This window comes from Algoriphagus formosus (assembly GCF_002807035.1).
Lineage (GTDB): Bacteria > Bacteroidota > Bacteroidia > Cytophagales > Cyclobacteriaceae > Algoriphagus > Algoriphagus formosus.
The window spans coordinates 1,074,043-1,097,309 of record NZ_NIUC01000002.1 but is presented as its reverse complement, the minus strand read 5'-3'; the positions used below and the strand labels follow the sequence as shown (position 1 = coordinate 1,097,309).

The window sequence follows — 23,267 nt, the reverse complement described above, 5'->3', positions numbered from 1 at the left end:
GGCTTTCTAAAGCTTAAAATATCTAATTGCTGTTTTTACTTTTTCCGTATTTAGCCATTCGCTTTTCTTCGCGGCTTTCCTTCTGCTCGGGTTTTCCTGCTACGGTCAGGACGATTTCCCCTTTGAGGATATTTGTCTGATAATATTCGATGAGTTCATCGAGGCTACCTCTGACATTTTCCTCATGGATTTTGGTCAGCTCGCGGGATACACAAGCTTGACGATCCCCACCAAAAGCTTCTGCAAGCTGCTCCAAAGTTTTGATCAATCGATGGGGAGACTCATAAAAAATCATGGTGCGATTTTCTTCCATCAAGGCATCAATTCGGGTTTTCCGGCCTTTTTTATGAGGAAGAAATCCTTCAAATACAAAGCGGTCATTGGGTAGTCCTGAATTGACCAAGGCAGGTACAAAGGCGGTCGCACCCGGTAAGCTTTGTAGCTCTAGGCCTGCTGCTATGACCTCCCGGGCCAATAGAAAGCCCGGATCAGAAATCCCCGGAGTACCTGCATCGGAAACTAAGGCAAAGATTTCCCCTTTCTTCATCCGTTCCACCAATTTTTCGACTGCCTTATGCTCGTTGAATATGTGGTAGGACTGAAGATTGTTGGAGATTTCCAAATGCTTGAGAAGCTGCCCGGTAGTACGCGTGTCTTCTGCTAGAATCACATCTACGGACTTGAGAATCTCAAGAGCTCGAAGGGTGATATCCTTCAAGTTGCCAATAGGTGTAGGTACTAAATAAAGACTGACCGTCTTCGACTCGTTCATCCTAGGATAGCATCAATTGCCTTAGCCAATTTTCGATCTTTCTCTGTGATCGTATTTCCTTCATCATGCGTAGTCAGCTCGATTTCTACGGTATTGTACACATTGCTCCAGTTGGGATGGTGCTGTTGTGCTTCCGCCAAAAATGCCACTCGGGTCATGAAGGCAAATGCCTCTTGAAAATCATTGAATTTGAATGTTCGCTTGAGTCGGTTATTTTCTTCTTTCCACATCTGATTTTGGGTTAAATCCGAAATATACATTAGATTTCTTATTACGAGCCCAAACCACTTCAAAATCAACCGCGTTGCTGCATTTAGCTCAATCACCGTAGCGGTGCTATGCCTCATTCGCTAAATGTTTGATTTTATTGCAGTTTGAACTCTTCCCGATATTCATCGGGACAGGCTACTACAGATTCTAATGCATAATCCGGATTAAAGTGAAATTACTCCCTCTATATTCGAGGCTTTTTCATAGTAGCTGATGACTTCATCAGCGCTTTGAACCATCATCTGAATGGTGGTACTGATGTATTTTCCTCCTGAACTAGGCTTGATTGTTAGTTCATTTTTTGGAAAAATAGCAGCTACTTCTGATTCCTGCCCATTGGGCACGATGAATTTAAACATATACAACATAGGAAAATCCCCATGCGCTTCTAGTTTCTCTTTGAAGTTGGTCTTGTTAAATGGCTTTTGCATTGTATTCCTTTCTAAACCTTTACTCAAAAAGAAACCCATGTCGATCGACATGGGTTCCCGTTTTGATTCTTAGAAGAATTTATATCGATAGTCTTTCACATCGGCGAGCTCTTCGAGAGCCATCATCACTTGATAGCTGACTCGTTGTGCTCCGCTTTGTGCTAGCTGTGATTGATATGCTGTGTAGTCAGCGATTTCGGCAGCCGGGGTAAGGGCATTAAGCTTTCCTACCAAGACTCCGATATCCTCTTGGATTGGCTGGGTAAGCTGTCCTTCGGAAAGCCCGAAGATCGCTCCTACTGCCTTTGGAGCAAAGCCAATTCCCGGAATCACGGAAGAGCTAAGCTTCAGATCAGGAATTTCATTCAATGAAGCATCATCTCCATAGACAGCCTTCATTTCTTCTAAAGTAGACTTTCCTGCAAGTGCTTCTTTGATCAAAGCTGCTTTTTTGTCATTTCTTACCTGACCTTCTACTTGATCTCTCACATCAGCAAGTTCTGCGTCGCCTTCCTCTTTCTTGCTTACTAGGGAAGCTACGATGTAGGCATTGTCTAGTTCGAAGACAGGAGATACTTCACCTTCTGAAGCTTCTGCGAAAGCCCATCGGATGATCTCGCGTGCATTCTGTAGGTTGTTTAGGTTTCTTGCACCAGCATCTACATTATTTGCCTGAAGTACTCGGTAGTTCTGATCAATTGCGTTTTCAGAAAATTCATTTCTATTTCCAGACTCTGCTGCAAAGGCATCTGCATTTCTGAAAGCTTCATTGCGGGTAGCATCTGAGGCGATCAATTCCTTTTGAAGCACTGCGATAGATGTGTATTCAGATTGTGGCAATTCAGTCACCTCGATGATGTGGAAACCATATTCTGTCTCAACTAGATTTGGCAATAAGCCGGTAGATCTTCTAGCATAGGTTGCGTTAGCAAATTCTTCCACAAACTCCTCTTTGGCAAACCATCCTAGGTCTCCGCCCTGCTGAGCCGTACCATCCTGACCATATGTTCTTGCTGCTGCCGCAAAATCACCACCTTCTTTCAAGTCCTGAAGAACTTCTTCCGCTTGTGATTTGATACCAGCTTTGGCCACATCATCCATTCCTTCTGTACTGAAAAGGATGTGAGAAGCTCTCATTCTTGGAGTGCCTTCGTACTTCTTGGTCACCTTGAAGCTGATGTAAGTAGAATTAGCTGTTACAAAAGGACCATAAGTCACACCTTCTACAAACTCATCTGTATTTCTGGTGAAATCCTGAGGAAACTCATCTCCCGGACGGAAAGTGTAGAATGCCGGACGGATATCTGAGTTTCTATTTACAAAAACAGAATCCTGATCACTGTTGCGAAGTTCCTCAGTCAACTGAGTGATTTCTTCAATTACCTCCGCTGAATCAGCAGCACTTGGAAGGATGGAGAAATTCACATATTCGATATTGGCTGTATTTCCAGTCTGAAACTTCTCCTTGTTCTCACGGAGGTAAGTTTGCATTTCAGCTTCGCTTACGCTTACCGCTGAATCAGGGACAGCATAGTAAGGGACAAAAAGAATGGAAGTCTCAGCAATGGTATTTGCTGCTTTGTATTCCATTTTGCCTTCTGCTGAAGTTGCATATTCTGAAGTCCCAAGAAGATTATCGTATTTGATACGAAGACGAGAGTCTGCGAAAAGTTGCTCTTGCTGTGCCCAGAAAGCTTGCTGAGCAGGATCTGCTGTTTCTAGAGACTGAAGAAAGCTGATTAGCTGTGTTTTGTCAAATTGACCAGTCTGTGGATTGACCAATTGCTGACGAAGCTCAGGGACGATGTTTTTTCCTTGTACCATATCGACCAATTCTTCTGGAGAAATGGTAAGACCAAGTTTTTCATATTCTTCTTTGAAAACCTTGTCTACAATCATGGATTGCCAAGCTTGCTCACGCACAGAGAACATTTCTACCTCAGAAGGGGCTCTTCCTGTCCGTTGCTGATAAGCTACTCGAAATTCCTCCACCTTATCCACATACTCTTGGTAGGTGACATCTTCGCCGGCGATCTCACCGACCACAGGATTATTGTTTCCGAGAAGGCTGGAGTTTGGGCTTAGTAAATCCCCGCCCAAAAGGAATAGAATCAACCCGCCTGCGATTACGCCGATAGCGAGACCTGTCCGCTGTCTTATTTCTTTAATTAATGCCATTAGTTTTAGTACACTTTTTTAGAAGAGACGCAAAATAACGGCATTGCGAACGATTTTCAAAATATATTCTGAATCAAAGCCTTATCTATAAAATTGCTGAATGGTTGATTTTCAGGCGAAGTGAATCGATTCGGTGCTCTTGCTTAGATACAACAGAGAATGTGTAGGGCCCGATGATGATGGATTCACCTTTTTTAGGAAGGTTTTCTGTGTAGGAAAGAATCAAGCCGGATAGGGTCTCATAGTCTCCAAGAGGCAATTCCCATCCATATTTATCATTTAGATAATCAATTTCATGTCGCGCGCTCAGGAGAAATTCGTGCTCGGAAATTTTCTGCTCGATCAGATCATCGCTGTCATACTCATCTTCTATCTCTCCAAAAATCTCTTCAATAATATCTTCCATCGAGACGATCCCACTCGTACCGCCAAACTCATCTACTACCAAAGCGAGACTTTTTCGCTCTTGGATAAATTGGATCAGCAGCTCATTGGCTAGTGCAGATTCTGGTACGATGATAATTGGCGTCAGGATTTCCTCGATTGTTTTGGGCTTTTTGAAAAGCTCTAGTTGATGACAGTAGCCGATTACATCGTCGATAGTTTCCCGATACACGATGATTTTCGAGTGTCCACTTTCTGCAAAGACTTCTTTGAGTTCTTCAATGTCGTCTTCTACTTCCACTGCTACGATGTCTGTGCGTGGGATCATACACTCCCGGACTCGGATGGTTTTAAACTCCACCGCATTGTCAAAAATCTTGGTGTCGATTTCGGGGTTACCTTCAGATTTGTCCTGCTGCAAGTGGTTTTGGATAAAGCTATTAAGGTCCGTAACGGTAAAAACCGGCTTGTCCTCGCTGTATTCGAGCCTTAGGATTTTTGTGATAAAAAATCGGGAAAGTCCCACTACTGCCCAAACTACCGGATACATCAGGTAATAAATGATCAAAAAAGGCAACGCAAAAACGTTTAGCATGCTGTTTGGATTGAGCATGAAAAGGCTTTTTGGCAAGAACTCAGCTGTCACCAAAACAATGATGGTAGAAATCACTGTTTGCAAAATCAAAATGACTGCCTGCTGATTGAAGCCTTCCGGTAGCCATGCCGCCAAAGGAGGCTCCAGAAGAAAAGCCATGAAAATACCATAAAGGACAAGTGAAATGGTATTTCCCATCAAAGTGGTCCCAATAAACTGACCTGGCTGCTGAACAAAACCACTCAGCACTTTACCTGCAAAGGCGCCCTGCTTACTCTGAAGCTCGATCTGAAGTTTGTTGGCTGAGATGTAAGCGATTTCTATCCCCGAAAAGAAAGCCGAAAAAAGTAGGGTGATGATGACGTAAATCAAATAGCTGGTTTCCATGAATGCTTATCGCTTATTTTTCTTTTTTCCCTGAGGGGGCTCATTTTGTTGTTCTTCAGCACGTTTGGTTTTTCGATACTGAAACCAAAATAGCAAGGCCACAGCAAACATAAAAATCGTGTATGAAAAACCGATTCCTACTGTCATGGTCTGATGTACTCCAATGATAATCAGAGCCAAAGCGAGGGAAAGGATTAGGACATCTGCTAACTTCATAAATTTTCTCCGGGAAGTACGGTCCGACTATCACGGACATTCTTCAGGGTGTAATTGGTAAAACTCTCATCAGCGACCATACCTGTACCGTTGAATAGCGTTTGCTTGTCTCGAACGGTCACAAAGGTCTCTGTGTAAATGATTTTTTTATTCGGATCCCAAAAAAGCTCTTCAGCCTGAAGATGCTGATCTTCAATTTCATTGTCTACTTGGACATTTCCCTGTCCACGGTAAAGATTTTCTTTTTTATCAAAGAAGGCCTTGTCTGCCCGAATTTTCGTGCTTGGTGTCCCGTCTTTTTCAAAAAACTGTATTTCGATTCCTTCCGGGAATTCCATGTCTCCTTCCAAGAATTCCATTTGCTTGGGAGCCCGAATTTCGGATCGCAGTAGCGCAGAGTCAGATTCTATGATATGAATATTCGTGGCGACATTGATCGGGCCATCATACACTTGTAGCGCGGATGCATCCACATCCTCCCGGCAGGAAATGATGGAAATGCTAAAGAATAGTAGAATTGCTGCGAACAACTGCTTCATCACGCAAAGATACGAGACATTTTTTGATGGGGTTCAATAAAAAAAGGCAGCCCAAGGACTGCCTTTCAAATATGTTTTGTGTTGGATTAGTCTCTTGTTGCCAAGGTGACGGTCTCTCCAATCCAGCATCCTGTATTGATGGTGGATCCTGCCTGAAGACCTTCTGTGAAGAGCTCTTCCTTGGAAGGGAATCTAGATCGAGCACTAGCCATACCTTGAGAGTCTCCTGCTCGCTGATAGGCATTGTAAGCTGCGATGTAGATAGAGTAATCTTTAGCACGTGACTGACCACCTCTACAATCGTTGAACGAGTTCATGTACAGTTGCGCAACCAAGGTGTAAGCATCCTTTACCAATTCTTCGTTTAGAGAAGCGGCAGTTTTGGCAGCATTTCTAGCGTCAGACTTTCTTCCCATGTTTCCATAGATTTTAGCCAATTCCATCTGCATCTCACCACGTTGTGTGTCATTTTCTGCCAGCTCCAAAGCTTTTTCCACTACAGGAAGTGCTTTTTCATAATCTTGAGCCTGCATGTATCGCATTGCTCTCACTTGAGAAGTAGAGTAAGTTGGATTCTTGGAATCAATCAATTCCAAAGCTGTCAAGAAAGCATCTGAAGAGAAACACTTATACTGAACGGAGTACTTGAAGATCTGATTTGCAAGTGCCTCATTGGTAGGATCAGCAGCTAGCTTAGGACCCATTGTATTTTCGATAAAGTCACAATCAATCAGCTTCATGGCCACAAGAATTGTTTCTGTAGTGCTTTTTGGACGAGAAACATCTTTTCCTTCAGCAGCCATCTTATCAAGATCTACCTGAATCTTATCATAGATTGCTAATACCTCTTCTGGCTCGTAAGCTTTGTTGTAGGCATTGTGACGATAGACTGCATCGAAATAAGCAGAGTATAGATCGACCAAAGACAGTTCTCCATTCAATTCCATAGCACGCTCAAAGTCGGCTACAACATCTCCTAGCTTTTCTTTTGTGCCTTTGTAAAAGCCATAACCGAAATAGGCTTTATTCTCAATCCACTTAGGTGCATTGTCATAGATTTGCTCACGCTTGTCGTAGATAGCCATTACAGAATCTTGGTACACGCGTTTTTGTGCCTCATCAGCAGTCGCATCAGCAGCACCTTTATAGATAGTCACACCGTTGATATAGATAGACTCATTGAGCTCAGGTACATTCACCAATAGCCAATTGAGTGGTCCGGTCGCCTCTATAAATTGCTCGGCTTTCATGTAATCGGTGTAGGCTGCGTTTAATTCTCTAGCCTTGGCTTCTTCTGCAGAATCAGCTGGCCAGTTCCATCCGTCCTGGGCCTGCACCATGCCTGCCAGGAGTAAGGCTGAAAGCCCCAGTAAGGTTGATTTAATTTTCATGGTTTCTATTTGGTTTTTATTCGGTTTAATAGTTTTTTTCTTATTCAAATACCCGCTTGTAGAACCAGGTGTTATCATTCAAAGAGAATCCTAGGGAGAAGTTTACGTAGGTTTCTCGGACAAGACCTGAGTCCACTGTTCCTCTTTGACCAATCTTCATGGCCAAGTTCACTACGGACAGTTGATTAACACGAAATGAAGTTCCAAAGTTAATGCCAATGTCATTTATTTGCGTGTTGTTCAGTACATAAGGAGTCTGCTGAAATTCGAATCCTGCCCGGTAAGTAGAACGCTTAGCAAGGTTGTCTACAGACAGATAATCGGGAACATATTCAAATCCCAGTCCTACTTTGATCGCCTGCTGAAGTTGCAGCGGATCACCTAGAAAGCTTCTGAAATCTGCAAAGTCTTGATACTGACCCTCTAGCCCTACTATGAATTTATTGGCTCGCTCATAACTCACTCCAAATCCGTAACGATTTGGTATTGAAATACTTCCCCTCAAATCGTCTGCAAGCAGGTCCCCCGGCGTTTCGGGGTCGCTAGCTTGGCCAAATGCTGCTAGTTTGGCAAAAGCTTTTCCACGGAGATCGCCTATTCTCTGATAAATGGCACCCAGGTGAAGATTTCCATTTTCACTTACAGGGAAAAAGTAGTGTGCCCCAAATTTGAAGCCCACATCACTAATTGTTAATCTTTCATAAAATTCGGAAGTGTTCCCTACTTGGGTTCCTAAGGTGTCGAAAATAGACAGCTGATTGGTTCGGATCGTAGATCCAAAAAAGTAGGACGCATGGAATCCAAGGCTCAGGTTTTTAGCAACCAAAAAGCCACCACTTAGGTAAGCTTCCGAGATTCCACCATCTCCGGTAATAGTATTGAAGCTGCTGAGATCTGTGCCTGCCACCTGACTAGTAATCTCCAGGTCATAGTTTACCGAGGTGAGTTGATTGAGACCCATGCCCATGGTAAACTTAGTAGGCTTGAATGGAAGCGACATGGCGATGTAAGAAAGTCCTCCTCCATCTACATCTGCTGTCTCAGAGCCATTATTAGCATTGATTCGCTTGTAATTCAGTGCCGCCTGAAAGTTGAAAATCGTATTTCGGGTCTGAAGGGCCGGGTTGACATAGTTGGGATTCCAGCCTGTACCGAAGCTTATTCCAAGTCCACCGTTTCCTTGATTGTGAGTGAGTCCTGAATAATTGAATTCACCGATTCCTAGGGCCGAGTAAGTCGATGCACTCGACTGTGCCTTTACCTCAGTAAATAATAAAAGGGTGCAGCAAACACCCAACAACTGCCATTTAATTTTGCTCAACATGGTGGTTTAGAATGCAATTCAATCCGCGCAGGACCAAATTTGGGACTACAAATATGTGTGCTTTTGCCAATGAATCAAAAATTTGGGCATCCCCTCCACAAATAAATACCTGTAAATCGGGATATTCTCGGAGGTAATGTCTGATTTGTCCATCAATCTCATAGGCCATACCATACCAAATTCCTGATCTCATTCCATCGACAGTCTTTTTTCCCAAAGGATTAGTGATTTTCTCATTTACCTGAACCAAAGGGAGCCTAGCGGTAAATTCATGCATGGCTTTTGCCCGCATTTGCAGGCCGGGACTGATAGCTCCTCCTTGGTAGACATTGTGTTCGTCCACGAGCTCAAAGGTCATGCAACTGCCCAAGTCCACGCTAAGACAAGGCTTCTCTCCGGATAGCTTCCATGCCCCTACTGCTGCGGCTATTCGATCCAATCCCAGCGTTTGAGGCGTTTCATAACCGTTTTTGATTGGTATGGGGGTAGCATGGGTCAGGAAAATGAATGGGAAATCCAATTCCGATTCCAATTCTTCTTTGCTCCACCTGACTGAGGAAATCAGGCAATGGTCAAAGGACTGGGATCCCCAAAATTGCTTTGCTTCAGCTAATTCCTGAAAGCTTTTTTCCCATTGTAAATCCTCACCTGAAAAGAGAGCGGACTTAATTCGGGAATTACCAATGTCGATGATGAGATTTTTCATCTGGTTATTTTTGACTTTTATCGGTCAGATGGAATCTTCGACTATTAAAATCATCATTATACACACATAGAAATGATAATTTTAATCGTGTCGATTTCATTTGGAATAAGCTTCGCAAATTAGCCAATTCAAAAAAGAGGGCATTTTCTCAAATCTAAAATTATCTTTATTCCTCCTTTCACTTAACAAACATTAACCCCATGGAGTACGCTGCAGATTTAATTGGCTTGATGTCCGGGACTTCCGGTGATGGGCTAGACATAGCTTATTGTCGATTTAAAAAGGAGGGGAATTGGAGTTTTGAAATTCTTCATGCGGAGACGGTACCCTTTCCAGAGGATTTGGCGAGTTTGTTGAGCAAATCTCATCAGCTTTCAGGTGAGCATTTGGCCATGTTGGATGTGGATTTTGGGGCTTGGATGGGATTGCAGGTGCGGGATTTTTGTCAGAGTAAAGGGTTACAGCCTTTAGCCATTTGCTCCCATGGGCATACCGTCTTTCATCAACCCGATAAGGGCCTATCCCTTCAAATCGGCAATGGTTGGTCCCTGCATCAATACAGCGGATTGAAAGTAGTAAATGACTTCCGGATGCTGGATGTGCAATTGGGGGGTCAGGGCGCACCCTTGGTTCCTGTGGGTGATCGAATGCTTTTTTCAGAAATGGACTTTTGCCTCAATTTGGGAGGGATAGCTAATATTTCCATGGAGCATGCTGGAAAGAGACTGGCCTTTGACACCTGTCCTTTCAATCTACTGCTAAATCCCCTCGCCGAGCAACTTGGCGCACCTTACGATGATAAGGGTGCCTGGGCCGCTCAAGGAAAGGTGGATCATGAGCTATTGAATCGCTTAAATCAAGTTTCTTTTTATCAAAAAACAGGAGCCAAGTCACTTGGAAGAGAAGACATGGATCGAGACTTTTTTCCCTTGATCGACCAAGTAGCGCTTTCTCCAAAGGATATTCTCGCTACACTGGTTGAGCATTATGCCATTCAAATTGCTTCAGTCATTCGAAAAAACGCTTCTAGCCCAAAACCCAAAGTGCTGATTACCGGCGGCGGTGCCTATCATGAATATTTCATAAAAAGGCTGGATTCAAAATTGGATTCAAACTGGGAACAGGTAGCGGCATCCAATCAATTAATTGAATTCAAGGAGGCGCTTGTTTTCGCCTTTTTAGGCTACTTAAGAATTTTAGGGATCGACAATGTCCTTTCGGATGTGACAGGAGCATCAAGGGATTCCTGTTCCGGGACAATTTATGGCTAGATAAGTCCGTGGGAGCCAAAGATTCCCCTTATGTATTTTTTCTGGGTCAGGCTCGAATATTTTCTATTTTTGCAGAGCAGATATAAACCCAATAAACGATGCAAGAATTACTCAAAAGGTTTGAAAATAAGAAACCTGAAATCATTTTTGAATGGTCAGATTCCGAATCCGAGGCAGAAGGCTGGGTCGTGATTAATTCACTCCGTGGAGGAGCGGCTGGCGGCGGTACCCGTATGCGAAAAGGTCTGGACAAGCGCGAGGTAGAATCCTTGGCTAAAACCATGGAGGTAAAATTTACGGTATCGGGTCCGGCGATTGGCGGGGCCAAGTCGGGTATTAATTTCGATCCAAAAGACCCACGCAAGGAGGATGTTCTGAAGCGCTGGTACAAGGCCGTAACTCCCCTTTTAAAGAATTACTACGGGACAGGAGGAGATATGAATGTGGACGAAATCCATGAAGTCATTCCTATCACAGAATCCTATGGCATCTGGCATCCTCAAGAAGGAATCGTCAACGGGCATTTTCATGCCACCGAACCGGAAAAAATCCGGAAAATCGGTCAACTTAGACAAGGAGTCTCCAAAGTCTTGGAAGACCCTAAATACACTCCAAATGGTGCAAAAAAGTACACCGTGGCAGATATGATCACGGGTTTTGGGGTAGCAGAAGCTGTTCGGCATTACTACCAAATATGGGGAGGTAACCTAAAAGGAAAGCGAGCAGTCATCCAAGGATGGGGTAATGTAGGCTCTGCGGCTGCATGCTTTCTAGCGGTCGAGGGTGTTAAGATTGTAGGAATCATCGATAAGAATGGAGGTCTGATCAATACAGAAGGCTATTCTTTGGATGAGGTCAGAGAACTATTCCTCAATCGAATTGGAAATACGCTTGTTTCAGATGATTTAATACCATTTGAAGAGATTGATGAAAAAATCTGGGATCTCGAAAGTGAAATCTTCATCCCGGCAGCGGCATCGAGATTAATTACCAAAGAACAATCCGATCGAATGATCAAAGCGGGCTTGGAAGTAATCTCTTGTGGAGCCAATGTTCCATTTGCAGACCCTGAGATTTTCTTTGGGCCGATAGGAACTTGGACTGATCAGCAGGTTTCGGTGATTCCTGATTTCATAGCCAATTGTGGAATGGCGAGGGTATTTGCTTATCTAATGAGTCAGGAGGTCGAAGTTACGGATGAGGCAATCTTTGCCGATGTCAGTCAGACGATCGAAACAGCTTTGAAGAATACTTTCGCAGAAAACCCAACAAAAACCAAACTGGCAGAAAGCTCCTTTAAAATAGCTTTGGCTCAACTCGTGTAAAACTATTCTTTAAGAAAGCCCAGAAAGCATTAATTTTTGATTAATTCTGCTGGGCTTTCCCATTTATGAGTTGGGCGATTTCCGGCAAAATCAGTAGCTTAGCAAAGCTACTCAGCCACATTTGGGCAATTAAAATTTTGCTTAAATTACCCCCAGATAAAACGCAGCACACCTATTATCAGAAAAATGAGGAATTTTATACCAGTAGTTACCCTACTTTTCGGAATATTATTTTTTCAGGCTTTCTCAGTACAGAAAAGTTTTGCGAAGGAAGCGGTTTCCTTAGAAATCCTTGCTGACCAAGATCATCAGTCTACGGAATCCTCGAATACTGAGCATGGACAAAGTGCTGAAGATCATGGAGGAGACCATGGAGAGGAAGCACATCATGCACCTCCAGGTTGGTTGGTGATTCCTTTTGTTGCCTTGCTGCTAATGATTGCCACTGGCCCTCTTTTTTATGAGCATTTTTGGCATCACAACTATCCAAAGATTGCTGTGGCCTTAGCCTTGTTGGTCGTTTCCTATTACCTATTCATCCTTCAGAATGTCCATGGTCCTGTCCATGCCTTGGCTGAGTATGTGCAATTTATAGCCTTATTGGCATCACTTTACATTGCCTCAGGAGGGATTCTGATAGAAATTGACAAGAAAGCTACCCCGCTGGCAAATGTCAGTTTGCTATTAATCGGTGCTTTAATTTCCAATTTGATTGGTACTACCGGAGCATCCATGCTTTTGATAAGACCTTTCATCCGATTGAATAAAGGAAATATTCAAGCTTACCACATCATCTTCTTTATTTTCATGGTCAGCAATGTCGGTGGTTCTTTGACTCCGATCGGTGACCCACCACTTTTCTTGGGTTTCTTGAAAGGAATTCCATTCTTCTGGACCCTCGAGCATAACTGGCCTGCCTGGATTTTCGCTTTGGCTGTGCTTGCTGTAGCATTCTATTTTATCGATCGCAAACTGGGACGTGCCGGAGATGATAGTGAACTGGAAGAAACTACCTACACCAATAAGTTTACCTTGATCGGAGTGAAGAACTTCGGATGGCTTTTCATCGTAATTTGTTCGGTTTTCTTAGATCCTAATGTGATCGAGTGGGTGCCGGCAATCGTGTATGACGGACAAAAATTCTCCTTCCTGCGGGAAATCATCATGCTATCCGTAGCATTTCTATCCTATCGCTTTGCTGATCAGCGGGCGATCAAAGGGAATGAATTTAACTTCGAACCCATCCGTGAAGTGGCATTCATCTTTATTGGGATTTTCGGTACGATGATGCCTGCCTTGGAGTTGGTAGGCAACTTCGCAAAGTCTCCTGAAGGTTCAGCATTGATCACTCATAATACCCTATACTGGGGAACGGGCGTTTTGTCCGGGTTCTTGGATAATGCCCCAACTTATCTGAACTTCCTGGCAGCGGCGATGGCATCCAAAGGAGCCTCCATCAATAATATTGAAGAAGTAAGGCAATTTGCTGCCGATGGCTATCATGATTCTGCTTTTGAACTCATGGCTATTGCCATTGCCTCAGTATTCTTTGGTGCGATGACCTATATCGGTAATGGTCCAAACTTTATGGTAAAATCAATCGCTGAGCAGAGCGGAATCAAAATGCCATCCTTCTTTGGCTATATTATCCGCTTCTCCTTACCGATTTTGCTTCCGCTTCTCTTTATCGTTTGGTTAATTTTCTTCGCTTTCGTTTAATTCCAAAACTTCCTTATATCGAAAACAGTCCACCAAATGATCATTCACCAAGCCTGTCGCTTGCATGTGGGCATAGATGGTCGTAGATCCTAAAAATTTAAAGCCTCTTTTCTTAAGGTCTTTGGCTAGACGGTCTGATTTGGGCGAGGTAGCCGGAGCTTCTCTCATGCTTTTCAGTTGATTTTGGATGGGTTTTCCTCCTACGAAAGACCAGATATATTCGCTAAAAGAACCAAACTCCTTTTGTATTTCCATAAAGCGCTGGGCATTGTTGATGGCCGCTTTGATCTTAAGTTTATTCCGGATGATTCCCGGATCCTGCAGCAATTCTTCCACATAGCTATCTGGAAATTCGGCAACTATTTGATAATCGAAATCAGCAAAAGCTTTGCGATAGCCTTCTCGCTTTTTCAAAATGGTAGCCCAGCTCAATCCCGCTTGTGCAGATTCCAAAATCAAAAACTCAAAATGGGTTTTATCGTCATAGACAGGGACGCCCCATTCCTTATCATGATATTCTATGTATTGTGGAAAGCCCAAGCACCAAGGACATCGGGTTCTATTTTTTTGCTCTTCCATTTCCTTTGTTTTGAATAAAAGTAGGAAAGCTTTGGGATTTGGAGGTAATGAGGCTTAATTTTTAGCCATGCAAGAATTACCCGATGGCATACCGACCTCTCGCTTAGAAATTAGCGCAAAGGCATATCGTCAAAATATCCGATACATCCGCTCTGAAATTGGACCCAAACCCACCATCTCCGCTGTGGTCAAGGGAAATGCCTATGGTCATGGTATTGCCCAAATGGTCGAGATAGCTGAGCGGGCGGGAATTCGACACTTCAGCACTTTTAGCTCAGATGAGGCTTGGCTCGTTCGTAGGCATTCCACGCGAAAGTCCGAGATCATGATTTTGGGGATGCTTTATGATTCAGAGCTTCCAGACCTGATTCAAGCTGGGATAGGGTTTTATGTTTTTGATTTTGATCGGCTTCAGAAGGCCATCGATGTATCCCGTGACTTGGGAATTGCGGCTAAAATCCACGTGGAATTAGAGACAGGCTTTCACCGTACGGGTTTTGATTGGGAAGATCGAGCTCAGCTCGCTTCGCTTCTTCAAGAGGCAAAGGATCATGTCATTTTGGAGGGCTTGTGTACACATTATGCCGGAGCTGAAAGTGTCAGCAATTATGTACGAGTCAAAAACCAAATTGCTGTCTACTATGATTTCAAGAATTTTCTCTCGGAAAATAATCTCTTTTTCAACCGCTACCACACTGCTTGCTCAGCAGCAACTTTGATTTTTCCAGAAACGATCATGGATATGGTGCGTATCGGAATAGCGGGCTATGGCTTTTGGCCCACAAAGGAAACCTTCTTTGCGAAGCTCAAGGATCTTCCAAAAGCCAATAAGAACCCTTTAAAGCGACTGATCACCTGGAAAAGTCAGGTGATGAGCGTCAAAAAGGTTGAAATGGGGGAATTTGTTGGCTATGGAAATAGCTTTATGGCCTTGAAAAATATGCTTTTAGCCATCGTGCCTGTAGGATATGGACATGGCTACAGCCGCTTGCTCTCCAACTCGGGCCTGGTTTTGATTGGAGGAAAGCACTGTCAGGTAGTGGGGACTGTCACCATGAATGCCATAGCTGTTGATGTCTCCCACCTCAAGGATGTGCAGATTGCAGATGAGGTAGTGATGATTGGAAAGCAAAAAGGGAAAGAGATTACCGTAGCTTCCTTTTCGGAGTCTACGCAGCAGGTAAACTACGAATTGCTCACCCGATTGCCTCGGGATATTCCACGCAGAATTATTGATTAATTCAAATATGATTATCCGCAATGATGCCAGTAACCTAATTTTCTTTGCTGATCTAGCCGGATGTCCGATGTCCGATGACGGGAGCTTCAAAAATCGACCATTTTCGCAGAATTTTCCCCGTACAATTTCGTTATTGGTAAGAATGCGGATATACAAAAATTCAAATTAGGAATTCCAGATTTTCCAAGCGGCTTCAGCCTGACCTTCCAGCATCTTCAGTCCGTTTTTGGCTTTTCCACCCTTGTCCAGACAAGTTTGCATGAGCTTCGTAACTGCCGGATTATAGACCAGGTCGTAGACGAGGGTATTTTCGGAAAAAGCCTCTTTTGGGATAGATGGCATTGCATCTGTGTTTGGAAAAGTACCTAATGGCGTGCAGTTGATGATCAACCGGTACTTTTCAAAAAGCTTGGGCTTTCCAGCCAATTCCTCGTAGCTGATACTCGAATCAGTGGTTTTGCGTGATACAGACAAGTATTCGATCCCAAGATCCTCCAGTGCTTTGCAGACAGCTTTGGACGCACCGCCAGTCCCCAAAACGAGGGCAGAGACGTTTTTACCTTCAAGCCAAGCTTCGAGTGAATCCTTGAACCCGATGTAATCGGTATTGTATCCAGTGAGTTTTCCCTCTTTGATTTGGATGCAATTCACTGCACCGATGGCGTCGCATGCCGGATCCAAATCATTCAAAAGTGGAATGACCGCTTGCTTGTGGGGAATGGTCACTGAGATACCTTCTAGAGAAGGGTTTTCGGAAATAATTTTCTTGAGTTGATCAGCTGTTTCGATTTCAAAAAGCTCAAATTGACAATCGTCCAGCCCTTCTTTTTGAAATTTTTCTGTAAAATATTTCTTTGAGAAGGAGTGTCCCAGTGGAAAACCAATTAAGCCAAATTTTCGCATTATTTTTTCAGATAGTCAGCAACTAGATCAATTCCCAAAACCAGGATAATTCCTCCGACAAACCCAGCAATTGCCAATCCCAAATTTGGCTCAAGGCCTACTTGCTCGAGATATTCAGAAGGCCAGAGGTTTTCAGTCAAAAAGGGCTTTTGCTCACCTGAAGATGAAGTCCTGTATTGGGTGACTACTTTCCAGGGCCAGAGTTTGTTGATTGAGCCAAGCATAAATCCGGAAAGTAAGCCGATCGTGGTAGAATAGAATTTTTTCAACAGCCATGAAATCACTCGGCTGAAGGACAAAATTCCAACTACGCAGCCAGCTGCAAATACCCCCAAGGTAAAAAGATCTCTCTCGGAAATAGCAGTCATAATGTTTTCATATTTACCTAAAATAAGCAAAATGAAACTTCCGCTGATTCCCGGTAAGATCATGGCACAGATGGCGATCGCCCCGGCAACAAAGGTAAACCAGGTTGCGTCAGGGGAGCTCGTAGGCGGAAGTTCGGTCACCCACCAAGCTAGAGCTGTTCCCAAAATTACAGCAAGGACCACTCCAAGATGCCAGCGTTTGATTTCCTTTAGAATCCAAAAGGCGCTGACTAAGATCAAGCCACAGAAAAAAGACCACAGCGGGATGGGGTGCTCATCCATCAAGTAGGTAATCAGCCTCGAGAGTGTAAAAGCACTTGTCAAAATCCCCAATACTAGGCTCAGTAAAAACTTCCCGTTTACCGACTTGAAAAAGTCTTTGAGCTCAAACTTCAGCAGAAGGGAGAGATTTTCTTTGTTGAAGGAATTGATGCTGTCGAGCAGTTGCTGGTAGATACCTGTAATCAGCGCAATGGATCCGCCGGAGACACCGGGAACGATATCTGCGGCACCCATGGCCATTCCTTTCAGGTAGTTAATGAGGTACTTTTTGATCGATCTCATAGAAAAATAAAGGCTGACCGATGGATTCGATCAGCCCGGAAATAATAAAGATTTTACAGCTTGATATCGCCTAGGAAATGGTCGAATGTATCGCCTCTCAATCCCAAGCGGATTGTTTCCAAGGGAATCACTTCTGAAGGGCTGATATTTCCAAGGTTTACATTGGCTCCAAGGAGTTTGATAAACCAAACTTGCTGAGACTTGATAGGAGCTTCCCAGATGATTTTTTCCTCTGGAATTTTGGTGAGAATTTCTTCGACAAGACCCTGTCTTACCTCTCCAGAATCACGGAAAAGCCCGACATTTCCACCTTCTCTAGCCTCACCGATCACTTTCCAAGCACCTGCGTCAAGCTCTGTCTGCATTTGCTCGATCCATTTGTAGGGAGGAATGATTTTGGCGGCATCCTTAGAGCCCACCTCGGAAAGAACGGTAACCTGCTTTGAAAGGGTGGAAATAAATTCACACTTTTTATCGTGATTGAGGGAAATCGAACCGTCAGAGACCTCGCAATATTCTAAATTATACTTGTCTAGGACTTTTCGGTAGTCATCAAACTGACCACGGACGATGAAAGCTTCAAACAAAGTACCACCCAGATAAACTGGAACACCAGCTTCTCGGTAGATTTCAATCTTCTCTTTGAGATTTTTGGTTACATAGGAGGTGGCCCATCCGAGTTTGACAATGTCAACATAGTCAGAGCAGATACTCATAAAGTCTTCTACTTCTCTGATGCTAAGGCCTTTGTCCATAGCCATGGTGAATCCCGAGGTACGTGGCTTTTCAGTTCGTACCGGGATATTCTTCAGCACATAATTCATGGAGGTGAAATTTTTAAAATAACAAGCTAGGGGTTTTCTTCTTTGTACTGGGCAATGAGCTTGTAGATCGCCTTCTGCTTCTGGAGTTCGGGCATCAAATCATACAATATCGTATGCCTATCGAAGTCCAAAGTTAAGGCATTTTCCAAATATGAAAACGCTTCCTTGTATTTACCCATTTTTATTTGGTAGACGACCATTCGATAATAGAGCTCTGCAGCCTCCGGAAGTTCCTCAATTCCTTCATTGATGACGTCGATGGCTTCTTCGAAGCGGTTTTGGTCAAAATAAATTACAGAGAGGTTCACGTAGGTCTCCATGATACCCGGCTCAAGATTGATCGCCTCTTCATAGGCCTCGGAGCTTGCCTGAAGATTCCCCAAATTAAATTCCGCATCTGCCAGCCCAACCCAATAATTCGGATTTTCTTTGCTCAGGTTGAGGGCTTTTTTGAAATAATGAATGGCCTCGAAAAACTTCTCTTTTTTCAGCATGCACATCCCTAGCCCAAACCAAGCATCGTCATATTCCTCGTCTAGCTTAGCCGATTTTTTGAAATACTTGAAAGCCTCGTCGATTTGACCCAGCTTTTCATAGGCGGCGCCTAGATAGCAGCAGTTTTCGGCGTTGGCTCCTTCACAATTGATCGTATTTTGATAAGCTTCGCGTGCCTGCTCGAATTGCTCGGTATTCATCAGGGCATTTCCCAAATTGAAATACGCAGAAGCAAATGACTCATCGATTAGCAAGGCATAGTCGTAAGCCTTGATGGCTTCCTCGAATCTTCCCAGACGATTATAAACTACCCCGAGATTGTACCAAGCTCCAGCAGAATAGGGATCTTGATCGATAAATTCCTGATAAAAATGAAGGATTTCATCAAATGAGCCTTCCTCTTCGGTAATCATGGCAAGCTGGAAAAGTGCATCCTCGTGGTTGATTCGCAACTTCACCGCCTCTTTGAAATAATGGCTTGCTTGCTTATTGTCTCCTTTGGCACGAAAAAGGTTTCCCAAAGAATAAAAAACCTCCGCTTTATCCTCTGCAAGTGGTAAAAACCGCTCCAGTAGCTCAATTCCTTCTTGGGGATTTCCAGAAATGATATGGGCATTTGCCAAAGCGAGGATGATTTCCTCGTTATTCGGAGAGATATTATTGATATTTTCCAGCAGGGAAAGCCCTTCATCAACCTCATCCATAAAGATCAGGCTTTGAGCTTTGAGCAGCTTGATTTCTATCGAAAAAGGAAACTTTTCCAGAGCATGATCGGCTGCTTTCATGGCTTTCATAAATCGCTGCTGATCAAAATAAAATCGGATAATGTCTTCGAGTTCTTCCTCGTCAAAAAACAGATCCAAATTGGCTTTTAGGGAATTTTCAAATCGCTCAACAAGCTTTTTGTCGCTTTCCCAATCGTGATCGTGATCTCCTGTCATTCGAGTAGGTTAAGGTTTTTATAAGTTACCAAATAAATTGATGCAGCAATACCTCGGATTGGTAATTTTTGTGAAAAAAAACTGATCCGATTCTGGCAGACTTTGCAACGAACAGAATCAAGAATAAGTTTACTTGGCCCATTGAAATGATTCAGCAAGGCTTTTGAAAGAATAGCCCGTTTCAGCTTTGACTTTCTTATTGTCATAGTGGATTTCTAATCGGGAGAGCATTGCTGTTTTTTTATTGAGTGGAATCTTGGAAATTCCCAAAAATCGACTGAAGCCTGCATACCAAACGGCCAGTCTGAGCAAATTATCTGGCAGGGCTTTGCTGGGAGCTTTTTTCCCAAAGGCATGGGCCATTTCTTCAAAAAAGGATTGGTAGGAAATAGATCCTGCACTGAGAATATAGCGCTGACCCCATTTCTGTTTTTCATAAAGAATCCGGGAGAGCTTAGCCGCATCCCGCACATCGATATAGTTGACGCTTCCCTTGGGATAGTAGCTTTTCTGCTCCAAAACATAGTCATAGATCGCAGTGCTACTTCGCTGATGGGAGGTCTTGCCTAGGATGATTGAGGGATTTACAATTAATACCTGAAGTCCTTCCTGCTCTCCCCGCCAAACTTCCAGTTCTGCCTCATACTTTGAGCAGGCATATTCGGTATTCAGAGGAGAATCGGTCCATTTGAATTTTTCATCTACGCGAGGGATCTCTGGACTTCTTCCGATTGCTGCCACGGAGGATACATGGATCAGCTTAGGAATCCCAACTTGGATCATGGCATTCACCAGGTTCCGGGTTCCTTTGACATTCGTCTGATACAGAGCATCAGAGTCTTTTGGATTAAAAGACACCAATCCGGCAGCATGGATGACTAGGTCCATCCCTTCCAATGCTTCCTCTAGAGACTGAAGATCATTTAAGTCCGCTTCTTTCCATTGAATGGATAGATCGAGTTCATCCACCAGTCTGGTCGAAGAATTGGGTCTTTTGATGCCGTGAATTTTTCCAAGAGAAGAAAACTCAGCTGCTAAAAAACTACCGAAAAGCCCCGTGATTCCTGTAATGAGGATATTCATCGAAGAGTTAGAGTTGGGTGTTGAGCCAGGAAGATTCTTTGATCTTGGAATAGTACCGGGTTGCCGAAAGGGTTTTGAGCATATCCACGTATCGCTGATTGTGACAGTCTGAGCCTAAAAACCGAACATTCCCGGTATCGATGAGGCTTTCTGCAAAGTCTTTGACATGCTTAGAATAAAAACCCGTCAAAGAAAGCATGTTTACTTGAAGAAGAATATTGCGTTCTAAGATTTCCTCTTGGAGTTTTTTATCAGCGATCAGGTATTGATATCTCTCAGGGTGCGCAAATACAGGCTTATAACCGGCCATTTCCATTTGAAAAAAGGATTCGAGAAGCATTTGGGGCTTATTGATAAAGCCTGTCTCGACAAGGACATAGTTGTCTCCAAAAGAGAGTAATTTTTCTCCGGATTTTACTTTCTCCAAAAAGATCTCGTCCATGTAATACTCCGCGGCAGCTTCGATCTCAATATCCAAACCCTCTTTTTTCACGGCTCTTCGCAGATCTTCCAAACCCATCTGAATAGTTTCTGGGGTGTTTCGATAATATTCGGACATTACGTGAGGAGTCGTGATCAGCTTGCTGAGTCCTAGATCTGACAACTCACGGATAAGAGTCAGGGATTCCTCCATGGTCTTTGAGCCATCATCGATGCCCGGGATCAAATGGGAGTGCATATCTGCTCTCAACCAACTCAAATCAAGTTCCTCTACCTCTACCGGTTTACGCTTTAGAAAATCAAGTATTCCCACTTCTTATAATCCTCCTCCAGATTGTTCTTTGAATTCCTGCAAACTTGGCCATTTTTGATCTTTTTCGGAAATAATTGGGTCACTCACTTTCCAATCGATTCCCAAAGCCGGGTCATTCCATCGAATTCCTCCTTCACTTGGAAAGTGATAATATTCAGAACATTTGTACAGAAAAATCGCGTCCTCCAAAACAGAAAACCCATGAGCAAAGCCAACGGGAACGTAAAGTAAGTTGTGAAGCTGTGCATCCAGCAGTACCGTGTGTGACTGTCCAAAAGTTGGAGAGCCCTTTCTTAAATCTACGGCGACATCCAACACTTTTCCTTGTACAACTCGTACCAATTTTGCTTGTGCGTATGGGGCTCTCTGAAAGTGAAGTCCTCGAACGGTTCCCTTTTGAGAAAAGGATTGATTATCTTGTTTCCAATCGACGGATATTCCCACTTCATCAAACCAGTCTTTTCGGAAAGATTCAAAGAAGTATCCTCTTGGGTCCTCAAAGATTTTTGGTCTTATCTCGACCAAGCCGTCGAGTTTGGTGGTAATAATATTTAGCATGGGGGTAGAGTTTGACGCTTTAAAATAAGTATTCCGTAGACGAGTATCCTAATCAATATCGTGGAATTATCCCGACATTTGTTGTTAAAACTTGACTTGCTGTCGATTAAGACTTTGGAAAAGCTGAACTATTGACGCAAAGTCTACATTATTCAAGAAGAAAAGATACTATGAGTAAATATTCAAGAAAACTTCAAAAACTGTTTGATACCGCGCCTAGGCAGGAAACTGCTGTGTTGGTTTCGCTGATTCGTCAGCAGCAGTCGGACTTTGAAGTAGAAGAACATCTGGAAGAGCTGTCGTTTTTGGCAGAGACTTTAGGCGTAAAAGCGGTTTATCGCTTTACCCAACGGATGGAAAAACCCGATATACGCACATTTATAGGCAAGGGAAAGCTGGAAGAAATTTTAGCCTACATCACGCATTTTGAAGTGGATATGGTCATTTTTGATGATGACTTGAGTCCTTCACAGATGAAAAACCTTGAAAACGAACTCAAGGTGAAAGTCTATGACCGCTCTTTATTGATTTTGGATATTTTTCTTCAGCGCGCCCAAACCGCCCAAGCCAAAACCCAGGTTGAGCTAGCTCGCTATCAATATCTGCTTCCTCGTCTGACCCGAATGTGGACACACTTGGAGCGTCAGCGAGGAGGTACATCGACCCGTGGTGGTGCCGGTGAAAAGGAGATCGAGACGGATAAGCGGGATATTCGAAATAAGATCACGTTGCTGAAGCAAAAGCTAAGACAAATAGAAAAGCAGGGTGAGACTCAGCGAAAAGGAAGAAAAGGGATTGTCAGGGTGGCCTTGGTTGGTTATACCAATGTGGGGAAAAGTACGCTGATGAACCTGATCACCAAAACGGATATTTTGGCTGAGAACAAGCTTTTTGCTACGGTAGATTCTACTGTTCGGAAGGTAGTGTTAGAGCAAATTCCATTTCTTCTCTCAGATACAGTTGGTTTTATTCGAAAGCTGCCGACCCACTTGATCGAGTCATTTAAGTCTACCTTGGATGAGATTCGTGAGGCTGATCTTTTGGTACATGTGGTGGATATTTCTCATCCCAACTACGAAGATCATATTGCAGTGGTGAATCAAACACTTCGGGAAATAAATGCCGGTGATAAACTCATTCTATTGGTTTTCAATAAAATAGATCTTGTTGAAACCATGCCTTCTGAAGAGAAAATCATGGAAATGTCCGAGATGGATCTTCAGGATGCAGACTTTAAGGATTTTGGGGCTTTGGCTGAGGCGTATAAGAAGAAAACCGGTATCGAGCCGGTATTTATGGCTGCTGGTTCTGGACAAAACGTGGATTTATTCCGAGAACGCCTGACAGAAGAAGTCAAAAAGCAACATTTAAAGATTTATCCACACTATCTGAGTGATGAAGTAATTTCTTTCGAAGGAAAAGAGAATGCATAAAATCTTATTGAAGAATC

Annotated in this window: 23 protein-coding genes; 5 read left to right on the top strand and 18 right to left on the bottom strand. The window is 43.4% G+C overall.

Annotation, left to right across the window (positions count from 1 at the left end):
- Window positions 1–22: 22 nt before the first annotated feature.
- From rsmI to CDH51_RS10905, 10 genes are all read right to left on the bottom strand, one after another.
- Window positions 23–772 carry a 16S rRNA (cytidine(1402)-2'-O)-methyltransferase gene (gene rsmI, locus CDH51_RS10950; protein WP_100628606.1) on the bottom strand — a complete coding sequence of 250 codons (750 nt, stop codon included), beginning with the start codon at window positions 770–772 and terminating at the stop codon, window positions 23–25.
- Window positions 769–1,032, bottom strand: coding sequence for a 4a-hydroxytetrahydrobiopterin dehydratase (locus CDH51_RS10945; protein WP_262494519.1), 264 nt, complete (start codon window positions 1,030–1,032; stop codon window positions 769–771). The genes rsmI and CDH51_RS10945 overlap by 4 nt, the downstream gene beginning before the upstream one ends.
- 174 nt (window positions 1,033–1,206) lie before the next feature.
- Complete coding sequence (locus tag CDH51_RS10940) at window positions 1,207–1,524, bottom strand: DUF493 domain-containing protein (protein WP_232724796.1); 318 nt, start codon at window positions 1,522–1,524, stop codon at window positions 1,207–1,209.
- Between the two features lie 18 nt (window positions 1,525–1,542).
- Complete coding sequence (locus tag CDH51_RS10935; RefSeq protein WP_100628605.1) at window positions 1,543–3,651, bottom strand: peptidylprolyl isomerase; 2,109 nt, start codon at window positions 3,649–3,651, stop codon at window positions 1,543–1,545.
- A gap of 85 nt (window positions 3,652–3,736) precedes the next feature.
- A complete protein-coding gene (locus CDH51_RS10930; RefSeq protein ID WP_026946256.1) occupies window positions 3,737–5,017 on the bottom strand; it encodes a hemolysin family protein in 1,281 nt (426 codons plus the stop codon).
- A 6-nt stretch (window positions 5,018–5,023) separates the two neighbouring features.
- Window positions 5,024–5,233: a hypothetical protein gene (locus tag CDH51_RS10925; protein WP_026946257.1), complete on the bottom strand. Its 210-nt coding sequence runs from the start codon at window positions 5,231–5,233 to the stop codon at window positions 5,024–5,026.
- Window positions 5,230–5,772 carry an LPS export ABC transporter periplasmic protein LptC gene (gene lptC, locus CDH51_RS10920; RefSeq protein WP_100628604.1) on the bottom strand — a complete coding sequence of 181 codons (543 nt, stop codon included), beginning with the start codon at window positions 5,770–5,772 and terminating at the stop codon, window positions 5,230–5,232. The genes CDH51_RS10925 and lptC overlap by 4 nt, the downstream gene beginning before the upstream one ends.
- An 86-nt stretch (window positions 5,773–5,858) precedes the next feature.
- Window positions 5,859–7,163 carry a tetratricopeptide repeat protein gene (locus CDH51_RS10915; RefSeq protein WP_100629419.1) on the bottom strand — a complete coding sequence of 435 codons (1,305 nt, stop codon included), beginning with the start codon at window positions 7,161–7,163 and terminating at the stop codon, window positions 5,859–5,861.
- 40 nt (window positions 7,164–7,203) lie between these two features.
- Complete coding sequence (locus CDH51_RS10910; protein ID WP_100628603.1) at window positions 7,204–8,487, bottom strand: hypothetical protein; 1,284 nt, start codon at window positions 8,485–8,487, stop codon at window positions 7,204–7,206.
- On the bottom strand, window positions 8,471–9,193 hold the full coding sequence (locus CDH51_RS10905) for a type III pantothenate kinase (RefSeq protein WP_100628602.1): 723 nt from the start codon (window positions 9,191–9,193) through the stop codon (window positions 8,471–8,473). Before CDH51_RS10905 ends, CDH51_RS10910 begins: the two co-directional genes overlap by 17 nt.
- Window positions 9,194–9,393: 200 nt before the next feature.
- Between CDH51_RS10905 and CDH51_RS10900 the strand changes: the two genes are divergently transcribed.
- The 3 genes from CDH51_RS10900 (at window position 9,394) to CDH51_RS10890 (ending at window position 13,508) form a co-directional block, all read left to right on the top strand.
- Window positions 9,394–10,464, top strand: a complete 1,071-nt coding sequence (locus tag CDH51_RS10900) for an anhydro-N-acetylmuramic acid kinase (protein WP_100628601.1) — start codon at window positions 9,394–9,396, stop codon at window positions 10,462–10,464.
- Between the two features lie 98 nt (window positions 10,465–10,562).
- Window positions 10,563–11,789: a Glu/Leu/Phe/Val dehydrogenase dimerization domain-containing protein gene (locus CDH51_RS10895; RefSeq protein WP_100628600.1), complete on the top strand. Its 1,227-nt coding sequence runs from the start codon at window positions 10,563–10,565 to the stop codon at window positions 11,787–11,789.
- Between the two features lie 186 nt (window positions 11,790–11,975).
- Window positions 11,976–13,508: a sodium:proton antiporter gene (locus tag CDH51_RS10890; RefSeq protein WP_100628599.1), complete on the top strand. Its 1,533-nt coding sequence runs from the start codon at window positions 11,976–11,978 to the stop codon at window positions 13,506–13,508.
- On the opposite strand, the gene CDH51_RS10885 is transcribed toward CDH51_RS10890, so the two are convergent.
- Window positions 13,485–14,087, bottom strand: a complete 603-nt coding sequence (locus CDH51_RS10885) for a DNA-3-methyladenine glycosylase I (RefSeq protein ID WP_100628598.1) — start codon at window positions 14,085–14,087, stop codon at window positions 13,485–13,487. The two genes, CDH51_RS10890 and CDH51_RS10885, sit on opposite strands and share 24 nt — an antisense overlap.
- 67 nt (window positions 14,088–14,154) lie before the next feature.
- Between CDH51_RS10885 and alr the strand changes: the two genes are divergently transcribed.
- Window positions 14,155–15,327, top strand: a complete 1,173-nt coding sequence (alr, locus tag CDH51_RS10880; protein ID WP_100628597.1) for an alanine racemase — start codon at window positions 14,155–14,157, stop codon at window positions 15,325–15,327.
- Between the two features lie 165 nt (window positions 15,328–15,492).
- Here alr and CDH51_RS10875 read toward each other — a convergent pair whose 3' ends face one another.
- The 7 genes from CDH51_RS10875 to rfbC form a co-directional block, all read right to left on the bottom strand.
- Entirely contained in the window at window positions 15,493–16,230 is a 738-nt protein-coding gene (locus CDH51_RS10875; RefSeq protein WP_100628596.1) for a shikimate dehydrogenase family protein, read from the bottom strand.
- Entirely contained in the window at window positions 16,230–17,162 is a 933-nt protein-coding gene (locus CDH51_RS10870) for a DUF368 domain-containing protein (RefSeq protein WP_100628595.1), read from the bottom strand. The genes CDH51_RS10875 and CDH51_RS10870 overlap by 1 nt, the downstream gene beginning before the upstream one ends.
- Before the next feature lie 53 nt (window positions 17,163–17,215).
- A complete protein-coding gene (locus tag CDH51_RS10865) occupies window positions 17,216–17,986 on the bottom strand; it encodes a phosphosulfolactate synthase (RefSeq protein WP_026946269.1) in 771 nt (256 codons plus the stop codon).
- Window positions 17,987–18,012: 26 nt separating this feature from the next.
- The gene (locus tag CDH51_RS10860) at window positions 18,013–19,422 is read right to left on the bottom strand and encodes a tetratricopeptide repeat protein (RefSeq protein WP_100628594.1); all 1,410 of its coding nucleotides are present in this window, start codon (window positions 19,420–19,422) and stop codon (window positions 18,013–18,015) included.
- Window positions 19,423–19,551: 129 nt separating this feature from the next.
- Complete coding sequence (locus tag CDH51_RS10855; RefSeq protein ID WP_100628593.1) at window positions 19,552–20,505, bottom strand: NAD-dependent epimerase/dehydratase family protein; 954 nt, start codon at window positions 20,503–20,505, stop codon at window positions 19,552–19,554.
- Between the two features lie 7 nt (window positions 20,506–20,512).
- On the bottom strand, window positions 20,513–21,259 hold the full coding sequence (locus CDH51_RS10850; RefSeq protein WP_024284293.1) for a tyrosine-protein phosphatase: 747 nt from the start codon (window positions 21,257–21,259) through the stop codon (window positions 20,513–20,515).
- Between the two features lie 3 nt (window positions 21,260–21,262).
- Window positions 21,263–21,817 carry a dTDP-4-dehydrorhamnose 3,5-epimerase gene (gene rfbC / locus CDH51_RS10845; protein WP_100628592.1) on the bottom strand — a complete coding sequence of 185 codons (555 nt, stop codon included), beginning with the start codon at window positions 21,815–21,817 and terminating at the stop codon, window positions 21,263–21,265.
- Between the two features lie 170 nt (window positions 21,818–21,987).
- Here rfbC and hflX point away from each other — a divergent pair, with 170 nt between their 5' ends.
- Window positions 21,988–23,250: a GTPase HflX gene (gene hflX / locus CDH51_RS10840; protein ID WP_100628591.1), complete on the top strand. Its 1,263-nt coding sequence runs from the start codon at window positions 21,988–21,990 to the stop codon at window positions 23,248–23,250.
- The last annotated feature ends 17 nt before the right edge of the window (window positions 23,251–23,267 follow it).